Origin of the sequence: Peribacillus sp. R9-11 (assembly GCF_031345095.1) — a bacterium.
Classification (GTDB): Bacteria; Bacillota; Bacilli; order Bacillales; family DSM-1321; genus Peribacillus; species Peribacillus butanolivorans.
On record NZ_CP133763.1, the window covers coordinates 5,109,438 to 5,125,370 of the forward strand.

A 15,933-nucleotide genomic window follows, 5' to 3' on the forward strand; every position below is an offset into this window, starting at 1 on the left:
AAATGACCTCCCATAAATTAGTTCATATATTTAATTAAACTATAAGGGAAGAAGATGAACCTAGTGTCAAGGAAATGTAAAAATGCAGCGGTTTAATTGTTAAGACAGAGTAAATACAAATTAGGAAAAGACGGAGTCATCGTAATATAGTTCGAGGTGGACTGCTTCAACAAACGGATGCCAGTTCTGCTACTTCAGATGAGGTTTTCCAGATGATAATAGAAAGTACTCCACTCCAAAAAGTGACTGCCCCTGAAGAGGCAGCCGATGCTGTGTTATTCTTCACATCCCCCTGGAGCAGGGCTGTAACTAGTCGAACTTAGTTGTGGATTTTATGGATTAACCATGGAGATGGACAATCATGTCTAAAGTAAAAAAAAGCGCTCTATTCCAGAGCGCTTCAGTTTGTAGACAAAAGGGGTTCGGAATGTTTTAATTCCGGACCCCTTTTGAAATTCCCTTTGAATTTTGCTCATGATTAAGAGATTGGGCCTCTACGAGCCCACTTTATTAAGCCATTCTTGGACCTTGCCATGTACAATTGGCTATCTTCTTTAAATTCATGGCAGCGAAAGTAAGCATCGCCTGCATCGACAATTTTTTAAGTCCCCTTAAAGTAGTCCAACGCATACCATGCTTTTCTTTTGCATCTGCGAATACACGCTCTATTGTTTCTTTACGTTTCGCATATATAGGTTTTACATCCTTGTGATGACGCAGATGATCTGCTTCTTCCATATAATTTTGCCAGATATGGCGTGTCACCACTTTTTGATGGTCTTTGCTTACTGTACACTGTGATAAAAATGAGCATGTCGCACAAGTGTGTTTGGGTGATTTGTACTCGCGATAGCCCTCTTTATTTGTTGTTGAGTACTTTAAAATCTCGCCCGATGGGCAGAGATAACAATCAAAATGTTCATCGTAAACATAGTCATGCTTGCGAAAGAACCCTTCTTTTGTTCGTGGACGTGTATAGGGTAAAGCTGGTGTGATTTCTTTCCCAAAAAGGTAGCTTGTAATGGCTGGTGTTTTGTAAGCTGCATCTGCGGCAACAGCTTCAGGTTTTCCAACTTTCTCAATCACTTGTTCAACAAGAGGCTCTAAGATATGACTATCATGCGTATTTCCCGGTGTTACAATCGTCCCCAGCACAAAACCGTTGCGGTCCGCAGCCGCATGAAATGAATAGGCAAACTGTTTTGTTCGTTCATCTTTTACATAGTAGCCACTCTCAGGGTCAGTTGTACTTTCTTTAATTTCTTTGGTTTCTTCTTTATCAAATTTATCCGGTGGAAAAGGCTTCTTTCCATTGTTTTCACGATCTTGATTTATTTCTTCTTGAAGGCGTCCTTGATATGCTCGTGTTTCCTTACGAACGATTTTCTTTTCGAATTTTCGCTTATTCGCACTGGCTTTCACATGTGTTGAATCAACGAATACGTGCTCTGCACTTATTAACTTTCTTTCTGAAGCTGTCATTAAGATACGATAAAAAATCCGTTCAAACAGGTCTGTATCTTTAAAGCGACGCTCATAATTTTTCCCGAACGTTGAGAAGTGAGGTACTTTATCATGGAAACCGTAACCTAAAAACCAACGGTAAGCCATATTCGTTTCAACTTCTTCAATCGTTTTACGCATCGAACGAATACCGAAGGTATATTGAATGAATGTCAATTTAACTAAAATAACTGGATCAATACTTGGGCGCCCTATCTCTGAATACATATCTTTCACCAAGTCATAAATGAAAGTGAAGTCAATGGCTCCCTCAATTTTACGAACCAAATGGTTCGCTGGCACCAGTTGATCCAAAGTGATCATTTCAAGTTGATCTCGCTGAATAGAATTATGTTTCGAAAGCATCGTCATCACCTCAAGTTTTAATACTTCTATATTAAAACAAAAAGGACTGTAGGCAAAAGTGGTTATATCTAATTGTTAAAACAAAGTTGATTGGAACGGAAGGTGCGAGACTCCTGCGGGAAATGCGTGTCCAAGGGAGACCCCACAGGCGCAAAGGCGCCGAGGAGGCTCCCTGACCGCCCGCGGAAAGCGAGTGCCTGGAGTGGAAATCAACGTCGAATTTTTACACCCCCTCAAAAAAACTGTAGACAAACTCGATTTTCATCGAGTTTGTCTACAGTCTGAAGCGCTCTATTCCAGAGCGCTTTTTAATATTACTTCTCTACCTTCAAACATTCCAAAGCACGGGCTGCATTCACTCGCGCAATTTCGACTGAATCGGCGGAAGATAAAGCAACAGCTACCCTTCTACCAACCTTCGTGACCGGTTTTCCAAAGACGCGCACTTGTGTATTCGGCAAAGCCAAGGCTTGTTCAACACCAACTATAGAATATTCCGATAACTCAACTGGCGCTTTTAACGGACGGCTGGCTCCTGGAGTAATCAGCGTGATTTCTGGAATTGGAAACCCTAGAATTGCTCTTACATGCAGGGCAAACTCCGATAAATTTTGGGTAGCTAATGTCACTAGCCCTGTATCATGCGGGCGTGGAGAAACTTCACTGAAATAGACTTTATCTCCAGATAGGAAAAGTTCTACCCCAAATAATCCGTATCCTCCAAGTTCATCTGTAATGGCTTGGGCAATTCTTTTCGCCTCTACGATTTGTGCTTCTGTCATATTATGAGGTTGCCAAGATTCAATATAGTCCCCACCCTGCTGAATATGACCGATTGGAGCACAAAACATCGTTCCATTTACTGCACGAACAGTAAGGAGCGTGATTTCAGAATCAAAACGAATAAATTCTTCAATTATCACTCGTCCATTTTGAACCCGGCCGCCTTCCATCGCAATTTGCCAACATTCTTCAAGATCATCTTCCGTACGGCAGACACTTTGCCCTTTCCCTGAAGAACTCATTAGCGGTTTTACGACATTAGGAAACCCAATCTCTTTGGCAGCTAGGACAAATTCTTCATATGTATCAGCAAATTTGTAAGCAGCAGTTGGAAGCTCTAGTGTTTCAGAAGCCAACCTTCTAATTCCTTCACGATCCATTGTTAACTTAGCCGCTCTTGCTGTTGGAATGACATGAAAGCCCTCATCCTCTAATTTGATTAATTCAGATGTGGCAATAGCCTCAATTTCCGGCACAATTAAATCGGGTTGTTCTTTTTCAACAATTTCCCTAAGCTGATTCGCATCCAGCATATCGATGACATAACTTCGATGAGCAACTTGCATTGCAGGTGCCTGTTCATAGCGGTCTACGGCAACGGTCTCTACACCAAGACGCTGTGCTTCAAGAATGACCTCTTTACCTAATTCACCCGAACCTAATAATAAAATCTTTTTCGATTTATACATCCAGTCTCTCCCCCTCCATGTCTTCAAAACCATTATATACGAACTATAAATGAATAAACACAAAATTTTATTCGTCTTTTCATTTATTTTTCTCTATTAATAGCAAGTGAACGTAATAAATACAGGTTTTTTAACAAATAAAACGCTTAACACAAAAACCAATATTTAATTCACACTTGACAACTAAGATTAATATGTTTTATGCTGGTTTTATATAATAAAATATATCGGCTGACTAGTTCACTAGAGGCTCTCTATTCAACAACATGAATAGGGGGCCTTTTCGTTATTATCAAATGAGGGAGGAATTTACTTTGCAAAAAGAATTACTAAGGCCTATGTTCCCTATTATGAAGGAGAAAAAAAATACCCGCTTAGAAGAGATGGAGTACCTACATCTGCCTGATAGAAAATTTTTTCAATGGTGCCAGCAGCAATATTCGCTGAATAAAGGAGTTTACAATACGATTGATAATTGGTTTTATGAATATGGTATCATCCATATCCTTAACCGTCGGATCAACCTTTTAGCCTTCTTGGAATTTGCTACTTCTCCAGAACAGGAAGCTGGAAAGACAAAGTTCATTAAATTTGGAAATGGCGGCCTAACAAAAAAACTTCAGGAATTCATCGCTCGTTAACATGGTTAACACTAAAGAATCCCACCTCAGTGAGAAGTCAAATTCCCTTCACTAAGGTGGGTATACAGGAGTAGATGTCGAAATTTGTTCTACGATTTTTTTTGTAAATGTAAGCGCTTTCTATTATAATAAACTTAGGTTGGATGGCATGCGTGGCCGTCAATGTATCTGGCGTAGGTGGGGCCGATACTAGCGCTAAAGGAGTCAAGCTTCTTTACCGTAAAACTATTAGTATACCTTTTAGGTAAGGGCTGCAATTTAAGTAATACGAATGCTGGAGAAAAATCGTTACTTTTAGGATTAAAAACGAGTTAATCATGCAATCAATAAGGAAATTCAAACTTTACCTTATTATTGAAGCAGCCCTCATCGTTTCCGGTCTAATAGTTTATAAGACTAAAAGCTCTTCCCCTAAAGACCCGGAGTTGAGCTTTTTCACATGGACAAATTCACATATACAAACCAGCTAAAAAAATCCCCAGCGTTTTCTGATAAATCTCATCAAATTGTGTTAAAGGAAGCGGGTTTTTTCCTTTGCCGAGTTCAACGGTAAACCCCGGCCTCCGCCAATCCTGAATAAACCAATCCTTATATCCTGCATAACTATTAGCGGATTTGACGGGCTCATAACCGCTGACCCTCGCAAATTCATTGACGATCGTTTTAGACTCGGGTGGTTCCAAATCTTCAAACCCCCAATAAATGACCTCCCCTTGGGTATGAAAAGCAAGTACTCTGTCAAAATCCCGTTTTCTTGTCAAATCAGCCATCGCAATTGCCTCTGGCTGCGTTAGCGGACCTTTTCCAGAATAATTTGCTGGTCCTGGCTTCGTTACCATATTGCGAGCTTGTTCTAGCTCCCATTTGGCGGGAAACTGATCATTCAGATCGACTCCATTGATATTAGCTTTCCAGCCGGAAAAATCCTCGCTATTATTATTCCATTCCACGAGCTGTGATTTCAATGAGGCATCAGCAGGTGGTCCTTTTAGAACCAGCTCCACTCCATCAGGATTCACCATCGGAACGAGAGATAGCATCGTCTGCTGATAATAAGGGAACAGAGATAGACTGCGGATCCCAGTTTGATTCGTGATTGCCATTAAATAATCATTTAAAAAAGTCATAATCACAGGGGTCGTAATCCACTCATTTGCATGAAATGAACCATCATAGTGCACTCGTTTGTCACCATTCCCAATCAGCACTTCAGGGATCTCCCTCCCGAGAACCGAATCTCCAATCGAGGATGTTTTAATAAAAGGATAAATGCTTTTCAGTCGTTTTACATCATTCATCATCATTTGATAATCATATTCCTGATTTCCTTGAACAAGCCTCCAAGTAATCCTTAATGGTACAGAAATCGTCTGGCCAATTTTCAAGGCATTCGCATTGAGACTAGGATTAACCAAAAATAGTGCATCCAATGGAAGATTGCGTGATTTGGCAATCGCCCATAAGGAATCCCCTTTCTTAATATGATGACCAGTCGTCGTAAAGCCCGGAATTTTGATCTTCTGTCCTATCTTAAGGGCAAGAGGATCAATCCCGCTATTGGAATCAATTATCAGTTGATAATTCACATTGAATAATTGGCTATAATGCCACAAGGAATCATTCTGCCGCACAAAAACGTCCATACTGCACCTCCACTTATCCAAATGTATGCTGGTTTGACCAAATTATTGCCAATTTTCATCCCAATAATGGGTTGTGCCAATACACAAATACAAACCGCTTTGGTTGGCCTCACTGTCACATTGGTCAAATAACCCAGCTCAATTTTCTCCACATCAAGCCGTTTAACCTTCAAATAAATACAGGCATCCATTTATAAATGGATGCCTGTTTGCTTTTAGTTAAGATTAAGAATTCATTATTTTATGCTTCTTGCTTCTTCTGGTACTACTAAGCCTAGACCTTCAGCAATGCGTGTTCCGTATTCTGGATCAGCTTTGTAGAAATGGCCAATTTGGCGAAGTTTGATTTCTTCTAATTCGACTGGTTTCATTGCTCCCACAATAGTCTCTACAAGTCTAGTTTTTTCTTCTTCACTCAATAGGCGGTATAAGTCACCTGCTTGAGTGTAGTGGTCATCACTGTTATGTCCTACTTGTGCAACTTGCCCAGTCACTTCAAATGGAGTGGTTTTATTTTCAGCTGTTTCAGCAGGGCCATCAAAACTATTAGGTTCATAATAAACTGAACCCTTGCCATTGTCATCCGCACGCATGAAGCCATCACGTTGATAGTTGCTTGCTTCCACTTTCGGACGGTTAACCGGAAGTTGGTTGTGGTTAGAACCAACACGGTAACGGTGTGCATCACCATATGCAAATAGACGTCCTTGAAGCATTTTGTCTGGAGAAGCTTCAATTCCTGGTACGAATGTTCCTGGTGAGAACGTAGCTTGCTCTACTTCTGCAAAATAGTTTTCAGGATTCCTATTCAATTCCATCCGGCCAAGTTCGATTAACGGGTAATCTTTTTGAGACCATACTTTTGTTACATCAAATGGATCGAAACGGTAGGTATCTGCATCTTCCAAAGGCATGATTTGTACGTATAATTTCCATGCAGGGAAGTCGCCTTTTTCAATTGCATTGAAAAGATCTTCCGTATGGTAATCAGGGTTTTCACCCGCAAGTTTTGCAGCAAGATTCACATCAAGATTTTTGATGCCTTGTTCTGTCTTAAAGTGATATTTCACCCAAACGCCTTGTCCTTCATCATTCACCCATTTAAATGTATGGCTTCCAAAACCATGTGTATGACGAAGTGTAGCCGGAATGCCTCGGTCAGACATTAGAATCGTTACTTGGTGTAAAGATTCTGGAGAATGTGACCAAAAATCCCAGACCGCAGTCGGGTTTTTCAAATGTGTTCTTGGATCTCTCTTTTGTGTATGGATGAAATCGGGGAATTTGATCGCATCGCGGATAAAGAATACAGGCGTATTGTTACCAACGATATCGTAGTTTCCTTCTTCCGTGTAGAATTTAACAGCAAATCCGCGTGGATCACGAACTGTATCAGCTGAGCCTAATTCGCCAGCTACTGTAGAAAAACGGATAAATAAATCTGTCTTCTTGCCAACACCATTGAAAAGCTTAGCTTTCGTATACTTAGAAAGGTCGTTCGTTACTTCGAAAGTACCGAATGCACCGGCACCTTTTGCATGAACTACACGTTCAGGCACACGCTCACGGTTAAAGTGCGCTAATTTTTCTAATAAGTGTACATCTTGAATGAGTACAGGGCCACGTTGTCCCGCAGTGATTGAATTTTGGTTATCTCCAACTGGTGCACCCCAGCTAGTTGTAAGGTTTTTCTTATTAGTCATAATTGAACCACCTTTTCATTATTATTTATGTATATAATGATAAGCCTTATCAGAAAAAAATCAATACTTATTTATAATAATTTTAATATAATAATTAATTCATTAAGGTTATAATTGTTTATACTTTTATTTTAAATCCAGTAAAAGGAAATATCAAATTTTACAAATCGCTTTACTACAAGTTTCTTCGATTTTTTCATCCCTTTTACTGGTATTTCACTTCAATGTCACTTTTCCTTCATACTGCATGATTTTATCATTTCTATATCTAATAAGTTATTAATCGAGAATGAAGAAAAGTCTAAATATTTTCCATTATTTTCTTAAAAATTGGATAAATCTAGATCACTCTCTCATTTTATAACAAAGCATAAGATTCGCATGTGACAATGTTCACTTCTATTTTCTTTTTTAAAATCACAAGCAAAAGAGCTGCCATCCTTATATAAGGAATGGCAGCTCTTTTTTATGAACTAATGCTTTTATTGTTTTTGTGTGATTCCGGTATCTGATCAAACACACTTTATGAAGGACCTAAAAAAACGCCACACCTAATCGATGGTAGCGCCACATTCGCTAAAGCTTAGTTTAGGAAAGCTATGAATCCACCTGATATAAAGGTCGCTATCCACCCTATACAGCCGCCGTTTTATTGATGTTGAACCCTATTACTTTTTCTTCTATTAAACTTATCGTTCATTTTTCCTGACACCACTCCCTTCCTGGAATTAAGCAATAAAACAATTGTGAAAATACTGGTTTGTGTTCGTATAGAAAATAAGATACTATTACGTTAAAATGACCGTCCAATAAGAGTAAGGGTGATTTATATGAATGAACGGAAACAACTTGTAGTTAAGTATGCACACCAGTTATTTATTGAAAAGGGTTATCAAGCAACATCTATTCAGGATATTTTGGACTATAGCGGTATTTCAAAAGGGACATTTTATAACTACTTTTCTTCTAAAAGTGAACTGCTTAAAGCTGTCTTTATCTCGACCCAAGAAAAATTCGAACATGAAAGTAATGAACTATTAATCGGTCAAAATGTTGCGGATATTGAAATATTCATCAAACAATCTGAATTACAAATACACTCCAATAGAAGTAATAAACTATTTTCCTTATTTGAAGAAATAATGATTTCAAATGATACCGAACTTAAAAACTTTATTACACATGCAAAATTCAAACATATACATTGGCTATCAAAACGGTTTCTAGAAATATTCGGCGAAGAGAAAAAACCTTATATATTAGATTGTGCCATACTTTATTCAGGGATGATGCACCAAACCATTCATTTTAATGCGTTAGCTAAAGAGCCTGATTTCAACCCTACTGAAATAATTCGTTATTGTGTTGATAGGCTTAAAACTCTTTTCGATGATGTGAGCCAATCAGGAGTACAGCTTCTCGATCCTGATTATATAAAGCAATGGTTGCCAGAATGTTTCGATACGAAACAGGATTTTCACACTGCTCTCCTTCACTCTACAGCCGAACTTAAAAAAGTCATCTTAAAACTTTTCCAAGATGAAGCAGAACGGGTAAAACACTTAAAATTAGTTCACTTTATCCAAGAAGAATTTCTGCAAAAAGGTGAGCCGCGCCACTTTCTCATCGAAAGTGCTCTACTATCTTTAAACACAAATTTAAAGCTTAAAAACTCAAAAGAATTGAGTGATTTCGAAAAGATTATCGCTAGTAACTAAACTGGTTAAAGCCCCAATTATGGGGCTTTCAGTTTGTAGACAAAAGGGGTCCAGAATGTTTTAATTCTGGACCCCTTTTGAAATTCCCTTTGAATTTTGATCAAGATTAAGAGATTGGGCCTCTACGAGCCCACTTTATTAAGCCATTATTGGACCTTGCCATGTCCAATTGGCAATCTTCTTTAAATTCATGACAGCGAATGTAAGCATCGCCTGCATCGACAATTTTTTAAGTCCCCTTAAAGTAGTCCAACGCATACCATGCTTTTCTTTTGCATCTGCGAATACACGCTCTATTGTTTCTTTGCGTTTCGCATATATAGGTTTTACATCCTTGTGGTGACGCAGATGATCTGCTTCTTCCATATAATTTTGCCAGATATGGCGTGTCACCACTTTTTGATGGTCTTTGCTTACTGTACACTGTGATAAAAATGAGCATGTCGCACAAGTGTGTTTGGGTGATTTGTACTCGCGATAGCCCTCTTTATTTGTTGTTGAGTACTTTAAAATCTCGCCCGATGGGCAGAGATAACAATTAAAATGTTCATCGTAAACATAGTCATGCTTGCGAAAGAACCCTTCTTTTGTTCGTGGACGTGTATAGGGTAAAGCTGGTGTGATTTCTTTCCCAAAAAGGTAGCTTGTAATGGCTGGTGTTTTGTAAGCTGCATCTGCGGCAACAGCTTCAGGTTTTCCAACTTTCTCAATCACTTGTTCAACAAGAGGCTCTAAGATATGACTATCATGCGTATTTCCTGGTGTTACAATCGTCCCCAGCACAAAACCGTTGCGGTCTGCAGCCGCATGAAATGAATAGGCAAACTGTTTTGTTCGTTCATCTTTTACATAGTAGCCACTCTCAGGGTCAGTTGTACTTTCTTTAATTTCTTTGGTTTCTTCTTTATCAAATTTATCCGGTGGAAAAGGCTTCTTTCCATTGTTTTCACGATCTTGATTTATTTCTTCTTGAAGGCGTCCTTGATATGCTCGTGTTTCCTTACGAACGATTTTCTTTTCGAATTTCCGCTTATTCGCACTGGCTTTCACATGTGTTGAATCAACGAATACGTGCTCTGCACTAATTAACTTTCTTTCTGAGGCTGTCATTAAGATACGATAAAAAATCTGTTCAAACAGGTCTGTATCTTTAAAGCGACGCTCATAATTTTTCCCGAACGTTGAGAAGTGAGGTACTTTATCATGGAAACCGTAACCTAAAAACCAACGGTAAGCCATATTCGTTTCAACTTCTTCAATCGTTTTACGCATCGAACGAATACCGAAGGTATATTGAATGAATGTCAATTTAACTAAAATAACTGGATCAATACTTAGGCGGCCTATCTCTGAATACATCTCTTTCACCAAGTCATAAATGAAAGTGAAGTCAATGGCCCCCTCAATTTTACGAACCAAATGGTTCGCTGGCACCAGTTGATCCAAAGTAATCATTTCAAGTTGATCTCGCTGAATAGAATTATGTTTCGAAAGCATCGTCATCACCTCAAGTTTTAATACTCCTATATTAAAACAAAAAAGACTGTAGGAAAAAGTGTTTATTTCTAATTGTTAAAACAAAGTTGATTGGAACGGAAGGTGCGAGACTCCTGCGGGAAAAGCGTGTCCAAGGGAGACCCCACAGGCGCAAAGGCGCCGAGGAGGCTCCCTGACCGCCCGCGGAAAGCGAGTTCCTGGAGTGGAAATCAACGTTCGAATTTTTACAACCCCTAAAAAAGACTGTAGACAAACTCGATTTTCATCGAGTTTGTCTACAGTCTGAAAGCCCCAATTATGGGGCTTTTTATTATCTGCAAGAAAACGTATCGAATCGTTATTTTTTTGTGACAATTCAGCAAACATATAACTGAAATTCATAAAATTTTAGTATAATGATTAGTGTAGAAAAGTGTCTTCAGGAGGAGTTTTTCATGAATATAATAATGCGATTTCTTATCAACGGGTTGATTTTACTCGTTATTGACTGGCTTCTCGACTCCATCACGATAAAATCTTATGGTACAGCTCTACTGGCGGTTTTTATATTATCAATCATGAACATGCTAGTTAAACCAATTCTTCAACTTATCGCTTTGCCGATCACTATCCTAACCTTCGGCTTGTTTTCGTTCATTATCAATGCCTTCACGTTCCAAATTACATCCTATGTTGTCAGTGGCTTTGAAATAGAATCTTTTTGGGGAGCCCTAATCGGTTCATTGTTATTAAGTTTCATCCAAAGTCTTATTATAAAAAAAGAGTAGAAAAACCGTCAGTAGAATGCTGACGGTTTTTCGTTTCCATGACTATTTCCATAACACCCTTCGATATTTCCCGGGCTATTCCCCTAAATTCCCCTATTATGTAATATCTTTATTCGCTCATTTTTGACACCGGTTATGGTGACTTATTTTGCTTTTTATAATATCGACTATAGGAATCTGCTAAATTTCCCACCGATTTCTGTAAGGTAATACTGTCTACTTCTTTCAGGAAAGAATACTCTTTCTTTAAGCTGGAAGTTCTTTGATTGTTGCGTATTTATCCAGAAAAGAACCTTTCCATTCATTAGAGGGTAATTGGCCGTTCTGCTTCATTTCTTCACAGATATACCAGTAGGCATCTTTCTCATTTTGTTTGCCTAAAAAGAAGTTATAGACAAAACGGGAGCAGCCGATCGTTTTATTGATTAGAACTAGTTGTTCTTTAGTTGGATAGATTCGAAATTTATAAGCTTTGTTTACGACCATTGGTTTCACCCCCTTATAGTTATTATTAACTATCGAACGTATGTTTGTCAAAAAACTTTGGCTTATACCAACCGCCATTCATCTCGCCCTTCACACGCTTGAAGAGGGAGTCTTCTGGCGGGAAATGATAAATAGATTCACTCCCATTTCCATCGAAATCGGTATGTACGGTTATACTTATGGGTAAAAGGCTCTTCTTCCTTGTTACTGAGTGAATATTTCACCCATCCCGGCTTAAAGGATGTATCTGCCATGGATTCAGTGGGTGACAGAACCGGGGTTGGCTCCTACCATGACTATGAAAATCAGGGTCTTCGCTAAACACCCTGCACGAAATCATCGATGACCCTACAGAAATATCGAAAGGACTACTACAGTACGACCTTCGATAAGAGCTTAATTCACTATGTAGATTCACTTTTTTCGTGTTACTTTTTCCGCATCTTCAAATTACTTATCGATGAAAACGGTAAATTTTACATTTACAAATCTATAAAAATAGATATAATGATTTATATGGAACCTACATTAATTTATAAAGCTTTATCAAACGATACACGTCGTCAAATTTTGCAATGGCTAAAAAATCCAGAGAAGTGCTTTAATGAAAAGCCTTATTTTCAACAAGGTTTAAATTTTAAAGTTGGTGTATGTGTGGGAGATATTCAGGTTAAATCAGGGCTTGCACAATCTGTCATCTCTAGTTATTTGTTAACAATGCAAAAAGCTGGGCTGTTGGAATCTGAGCGAATCGGAAAGTGGACCTATTATCGTCGGAATGAAAAAACAATACATGAATTTTCCGAGTACATTCAAAAAGAACTATAAAATAAACGTAAAGGAGGTCATTCTTTTTTTGTTTTTACATATCTAGATATACAGATATTTAATTTTATAAATGATTTATATCTTTATATAAATTAAGAAATATACAATAGGAATGGAGATTTGTATTAATGAAAAAAGTTAACCCTTTGCTTATTATTATGTTGGCTCTAGGCGTATTCGGCATTATTACAACTGAAATGGGTATTGTGGGAGTTCTACCCCAGATAACTCAAAAATTTAATATAACAACTTCACAAGCCGGATTACTTGTAAGTATATTTGCTTTAATCGTTGCCATTTCAGGTCCATTCTTGACATTACTCACTTCTGGAATTAATCGTAAAATAATTCTATTAACCTCAGTGTTTATGTTCACGATTTCAAATATTATTTATGCATGTACAACGAAATTTGATATCATGCTAGTTTTCCGTATTCTACCCGCTATTTTTCATCCTCTCTTTTTTTCAATAGCTCTTGTGACTGCTGCCAAACTTGTTCCTCCGGAAAAAAGTAACCAAGCAGTTACAAAGGTTTTTGCCGGAATTACTTTCGGATTTGCATTTGGCGTACCTTTAACTTCTTATTTCGCGGAACAGTTTTCGTTAGAAACTGCTTTCCTATTTGGGGCTGTTGTAAATGCGATTGCTTTTGTAGGAATATTAATGTGGCTTCCTTCCATGCCTAATGAGGAAAAAATGTCTTATGGAAAGCAGCTTGGAATATTACGTAAACCGGGATTATGGTTAAACATCGCAGCCGTTATGTTTATCTTTGCAGCGATGTTTTCTGTGTACAGCTACTTTGCCGAATATTTGGGACAATTAACACATATGAATGGTTCTTTGATTAGTGTAATGTTGATGGCGTTTGGTCTAATCATGATTTTTGGGAACTTTTTGTTTGGTGGATTCTTGCAAAAAAGCATAACTAAGACCGTAATAATGTTTCCCCTTCTATATATAGTAATCTATTTATTCGCTTATTATTTGGGCTCTTATTTAATTCCGATGATTCTAATGGTTTTCATTTGGGGAATAGTGCATTCTGGTGGTCTAATTGTCAGCCAAACATGGTTGACAACTGAAGCGAAGGAAGCACCTGAATTCGGCAACAGCTTGTTTGTCTCATTTTCCAATCTTGGAATTACTTTGGGGGCATCTATTGGTGGTTGGTTTATTTCTCACTTGGGAATACATCAACTCATCTGGAGCGGAATTGTGTTTTCATTGCTAGCTTTCTTATTGATTATGATAAAAATTAATATTTTCCGTTCAAACGTAGAAGGAGTTAACGTAGCGTAGGTTCGTGAATTGAATGAACAGCGAAATTGCCCGAATACTGTTTTATATGGCCGTTCATTACGGTGATAGTGGTGAAATTAATTTAGATCTAAATAATCAAGTGAACAACCGCACCAATCCTTATCATAGAAAGTTGGAGGTCCTGCCGGAATGGAACGAACTGTCCCCAGTAGATACCTTTGAACGGAATCGAAATGCAACCATTTATAATAAATATCAGTATAATCGCAGCCCATTCATTGATCATCAGGAGTGGGCCTCATCCATCTGGCAGTAAGAGGAAAGAGCTGTCCTGTTTTTTAGGGCAGCTCTTTCCTCTTACAAAGTCTAAATTTTTAGAAAAATCACATAATTATACTTTCTTCGAATAGCAATCTATTTAAATATTATAAAAATTTCAACTTTTTTTATATAGCTAATACCTTTTATAGTAAGCGTTTTCATTTTTTTACTTTACAAATTTTCTATTAAAATATATTATTTAGTTGTAATATTATGTGAAAAATCAATAAATAATATTGATTAGCCTCTACTAGTGATAAAATGCTAGAAAGACTAGAAAGAGAAAATTATACTCCAACAAAGAAAAGGGGAAAATTATGCAAAACTCCAAAGATTCTCAACTGCACAGAGGATTGGAAGAAAGACACATCGCATTAATGTCTCTTGGCGCAGCCATTGGAGTCGGTTTATTTCTCGGCTCGGCATCTGCGATTAAATTAGCCGGCCCAGCTATTATTATTTCGTATGCAATTGGCGGGCTTATGATCTATCTTATCATGCGGGCACTAGGGGAAATGGCGATAAAAAATCCAGTCGCAGGCTCTTTTAGTCGCTATGCAAGCGAATATGTCGGCCCTCTTGCCGGATATATAACCGGTTGGAATTACTGGTTCGTTTGGATTGCCACCTGTATGGCTGAAATTACAGCAGTCGGAATTTATATGCAGTTTTGGTTTCCAGGGACCCCACAATGGGCTTGGGCATTAGCGGCTCTTGCCATTATGACGACGATTAACTTTCTTGCTGTAAAGGCTTATGGTGAATTGGAGTTTTGGTTTGCCTTAATTAAAATTGTTACGATAATTCTAATGATTGTTCTTGGGTTTGGAATGATTCTCTTTGGACTCGGAAACGGTGGAATCGCAGTAGGATTCGGCAACCTTGTAGAAAATGGCGGTTTTTTCCCTAATGGAATTTCCGGTGTCATCCTCTCTTTCCAAATGGTCATGTTCGCTTATTTGGGAATTGAAATGCTCGGAGTAACCGCAGGTGAAGTCAAAAATCCTGAAAAATCTTTAAAAAGAGCAATCGATACAGTCTTTTATCGAATTTTACTTTTTTACGTTTTAGCTCTAACTGTTATTTTATCGATTACTCCATGGGATCAAATGAATGGAAAAGACAGCCCATTCGTTATGATGTTTGATAAAATCGGTATACCAGGTGCAGCAGGAATCATTCAGTTTGTCGTACTGACAGCCGCCCTTTCATCTTGTAACAGCGGAATCTTTAGTACAGGCAGAATGTTGTTTAACCTAGCACAGCAAGGGGAATCACCTAAAAGCTTCCAACGTACAACAAAGACAGGCGTTCCAGGTGTTGCCATTATTGTTTCGGCTGTCGTGCTTCTTTTCGGCGTCTACCTTAACTATATGGAAGCGGATAAGGTCTTCGGTTACGTAACAAGTGTTGCTACATTCGGTGCCCTCTGGACATGGGGAACCATTCTTGTCACACAGATTATCTCAAGAAAGAAAATGAGTCCGGGAGAAAAACAAGGCTTAACGTATAAGATGCCGTTATTCCCACTCACTTCTTATTTCGCTCTTGCTTTTCTAGTATTTGTAATGGTCATACTCGGCTTTTCAGCAGATACCAGAATCGCCTTGATCGTCGGTCCGATTTGGATCATATTGCTTGTAGTCTTGTATTATGCATCCGGTTTGCATAAGAGAAAATAAATAAAAAAGGGTGTCCAATCAAACTTGGGCACCCTTTTATG

General features: G+C 38.3%; 15 protein-coding genes. 8 read left to right on the forward strand and 7 right to left on the reverse strand.

The annotated features are described in order from the left end of the window. The first annotated feature begins 161 nt into the window (after positions 1 to 161). Entirely contained in the window at positions 162 to 323 is a 162-nt protein-coding gene (locus RE409_RS24855; protein WP_242485482.1) for a hypothetical protein, read from the forward strand. 187 nt (positions 324 to 510) lie between these two features. Here the strand turns inward: RE409_RS24855 and RE409_RS24860 are convergent, their stop codons facing one another. Both RE409_RS24860 and purT read right to left on the reverse strand, forming a co-directional pair. Next, positions 511 to 1,869: an IS1182 family transposase gene (locus RE409_RS24860; protein ID WP_201254046.1), complete on the reverse strand. Its 1,359-nt coding sequence runs from the start codon at positions 1,867 to 1,869 to the stop codon at positions 511 to 513. 314 nt (positions 1,870 to 2,183) lie between these two features. Continuing rightward, positions 2,184 to 3,341: a phosphoribosylglycinamide formyltransferase 2 gene (gene purT, locus RE409_RS24865; RefSeq protein WP_201187111.1), complete on the reverse strand. Its 1,158-nt coding sequence runs from the start codon at positions 3,339 to 3,341 to the stop codon at positions 2,184 to 2,186. Between the two features lie 314 nt (positions 3,342 to 3,655). On the opposite strand from purT, the gene RE409_RS24870 reads away from it, so the two are divergent. Further along, positions 3,656 to 3,982 (forward strand): hypothetical protein, encoded by a 327-nt coding sequence (locus tag RE409_RS24870; protein ID WP_235566018.1) that lies wholly within the window; start codon positions 3,656 to 3,658, stop codon positions 3,980 to 3,982. A gap of 449 nt (positions 3,983 to 4,431) precedes the next feature. Here RE409_RS24870 and RE409_RS24875 read toward each other — a convergent pair whose 3' ends face one another. The 3 genes from RE409_RS24875 to katA are packed head-to-tail and all read right to left on the reverse strand — an operon-like array spanning position 4,432 to position 7,328. Further along, complete coding sequence (locus RE409_RS24875; protein WP_201187113.1) at positions 4,432 to 5,625, reverse strand: M14 family metallopeptidase; 1,194 nt, start codon at positions 5,623 to 5,625, stop codon at positions 4,432 to 4,434. Continuing rightward, a complete protein-coding gene (locus tag RE409_RS24880) occupies positions 5,565 to 5,816 on the reverse strand; it encodes a hypothetical protein (protein ID WP_207198796.1) in 252 nt (83 codons plus the stop codon). The genes RE409_RS24875 and RE409_RS24880 overlap by 61 nt, the downstream gene beginning before the upstream one ends. A 45-nt stretch (positions 5,817 to 5,861) precedes the next feature. Continuing rightward, positions 5,862 to 7,328 (reverse strand): catalase KatA, encoded by a 1,467-nt coding sequence (gene katA, locus RE409_RS24885; RefSeq protein WP_201250308.1) that lies wholly within the window; start codon positions 7,326 to 7,328, stop codon positions 5,862 to 5,864. 830 nt (positions 7,329 to 8,158) lie between these two features. On the opposite strand from katA, the gene RE409_RS24890 reads away from it, so the two are divergent. Continuing rightward, positions 8,159 to 9,046 carry a TetR/AcrR family transcriptional regulator gene (locus RE409_RS24890; protein ID WP_053348784.1) on the forward strand — a complete coding sequence of 296 codons (888 nt, stop codon included), beginning with the start codon at positions 8,159 to 8,161 and terminating at the stop codon, positions 9,044 to 9,046. 138 nt (positions 9,047 to 9,184) lie between these two features. On the opposite strand, the gene RE409_RS24895 is transcribed toward RE409_RS24890, so the two are convergent. Beyond that, entirely contained in the window at positions 9,185 to 10,543 is a 1,359-nt protein-coding gene (locus tag RE409_RS24895) for an IS1182 family transposase (protein WP_309558241.1), read from the reverse strand. 434 nt (positions 10,544 to 10,977) lie between these two features. Here RE409_RS24895 and RE409_RS24900 point away from each other — a divergent pair, with 434 nt between their 5' ends. Then, positions 10,978 to 11,310, forward strand: a complete 333-nt coding sequence (locus RE409_RS24900; protein ID WP_053348783.1) for a phage holin family protein — start codon at positions 10,978 to 10,980, stop codon at positions 11,308 to 11,310. 246 nt (positions 11,311 to 11,556) lie between these two features. Here the strand turns inward: RE409_RS24900 and RE409_RS24905 are convergent, their stop codons facing one another. Next, positions 11,557 to 11,796, reverse strand: a complete 240-nt coding sequence (locus tag RE409_RS24905; protein WP_242485366.1) for a helix-turn-helix domain-containing protein — start codon at positions 11,794 to 11,796, stop codon at positions 11,557 to 11,559. A 516-nt stretch (positions 11,797 to 12,312) separates the two neighbouring features. Here RE409_RS24905 and RE409_RS24910 point away from each other — a divergent pair. The 4 genes from RE409_RS24910 (at position 12,313) to RE409_RS24925 (ending at position 15,892) form a co-directional block, all read left to right on the forward strand. After that, positions 12,313 to 12,624: an ArsR/SmtB family transcription factor gene (locus tag RE409_RS24910; RefSeq protein WP_201187119.1), complete on the forward strand. Its 312-nt coding sequence runs from the start codon at positions 12,313 to 12,315 to the stop codon at positions 12,622 to 12,624. Between the two features lie 128 nt (positions 12,625 to 12,752). Next, positions 12,753 to 13,928: an MFS transporter gene (locus RE409_RS24915; RefSeq protein ID WP_201222780.1), complete on the forward strand. Its 1,176-nt coding sequence runs from the start codon at positions 12,753 to 12,755 to the stop codon at positions 13,926 to 13,928. A gap of 13 nt (positions 13,929 to 13,941) precedes the next feature. Further along, on the forward strand, positions 13,942 to 14,205 hold the full coding sequence (locus RE409_RS24920) for an endonuclease (RefSeq protein ID WP_201250307.1): 264 nt from the start codon (positions 13,942 to 13,944) through the stop codon (positions 14,203 to 14,205). A 322-nt stretch (positions 14,206 to 14,527) separates the two neighbouring features. Next, positions 14,528 to 15,892: an amino acid permease gene (locus RE409_RS24925; RefSeq protein WP_098178128.1), complete on the forward strand. Its 1,365-nt coding sequence runs from the start codon at positions 14,528 to 14,530 to the stop codon at positions 15,890 to 15,892. Positions 15,893 to 15,933: the final 41 nt, after the last annotated feature.

Bases quoted from the DNA above. Each gene is read 5' to 3' on its own strand.
- RE409_RS24925 (WP_098178128.1), top strand. From the start codon at position 14,528: ATGCAAAACTCCAAAGATTCTCAACTGCACAGAGGATTGGAAGAAAGA.
- purT (WP_201187111.1), bottom strand. From the start codon at position 3,341: ATGTATAAATCGAAAAAGATTTTATTATTAGGTTCGGGTGAATTAGGT.
- RE409_RS24915 (WP_201222780.1), top strand. From the start codon at position 12,753: ATGAAAAAAGTTAACCCTTTGCTTATTATTATGTTGGCTCTAGGCGTA.
- RE409_RS24910 (WP_201187119.1), top strand. From the start codon at position 12,313: ATGGAACCTACATTAATTTATAAAGCTTTATCAAACGATACACGTCGT.
- RE409_RS24895 (WP_309558241.1), bottom strand. From the start codon at position 10,543: ATGCTTTCGAAACATAATTCTATTCAGCGAGATCAACTTGAAATGATT.
- RE409_RS24900 (WP_053348783.1), top strand. From the start codon at position 10,978: ATGAATATAATAATGCGATTTCTTATCAACGGGTTGATTTTACTCGTT.
- RE409_RS24880 (WP_207198796.1), bottom strand. From the start codon at position 5,816: ATGGATGCCTGTATTTATTTGAAGGTTAAACGGCTTGATGTGGAGAAA.
- RE409_RS24890 (WP_053348784.1), top strand. From the start codon at position 8,159: ATGAATGAACGGAAACAACTTGTAGTTAAGTATGCACACCAGTTATTT.
- RE409_RS24875 (WP_201187113.1), bottom strand. From the start codon at position 5,625: ATGGACGTTTTTGTGCGGCAGAATGATTCCTTGTGGCATTATAGCCAA.
- katA (WP_201250308.1), bottom strand. From the start codon at position 7,328: ATGACTAATAAGAAAAACCTTACAACTAGCTGGGGTGCACCAGTTGGA.
- RE409_RS24860 (WP_201254046.1), bottom strand. From the start codon at position 1,869: ATGCTTTCGAAACATAATTCTATTCAGCGAGATCAACTTGAAATGATC.
- RE409_RS24920 (WP_201250307.1), top strand. From the start codon at position 13,942: ATGAACAGCGAAATTGCCCGAATACTGTTTTATATGGCCGTTCATTAC.
- RE409_RS24905 (WP_242485366.1), bottom strand. From the start codon at position 11,796: ATGGTCGTAAACAAAGCTTATAAATTTCGAATCTATCCAACTAAAGAA.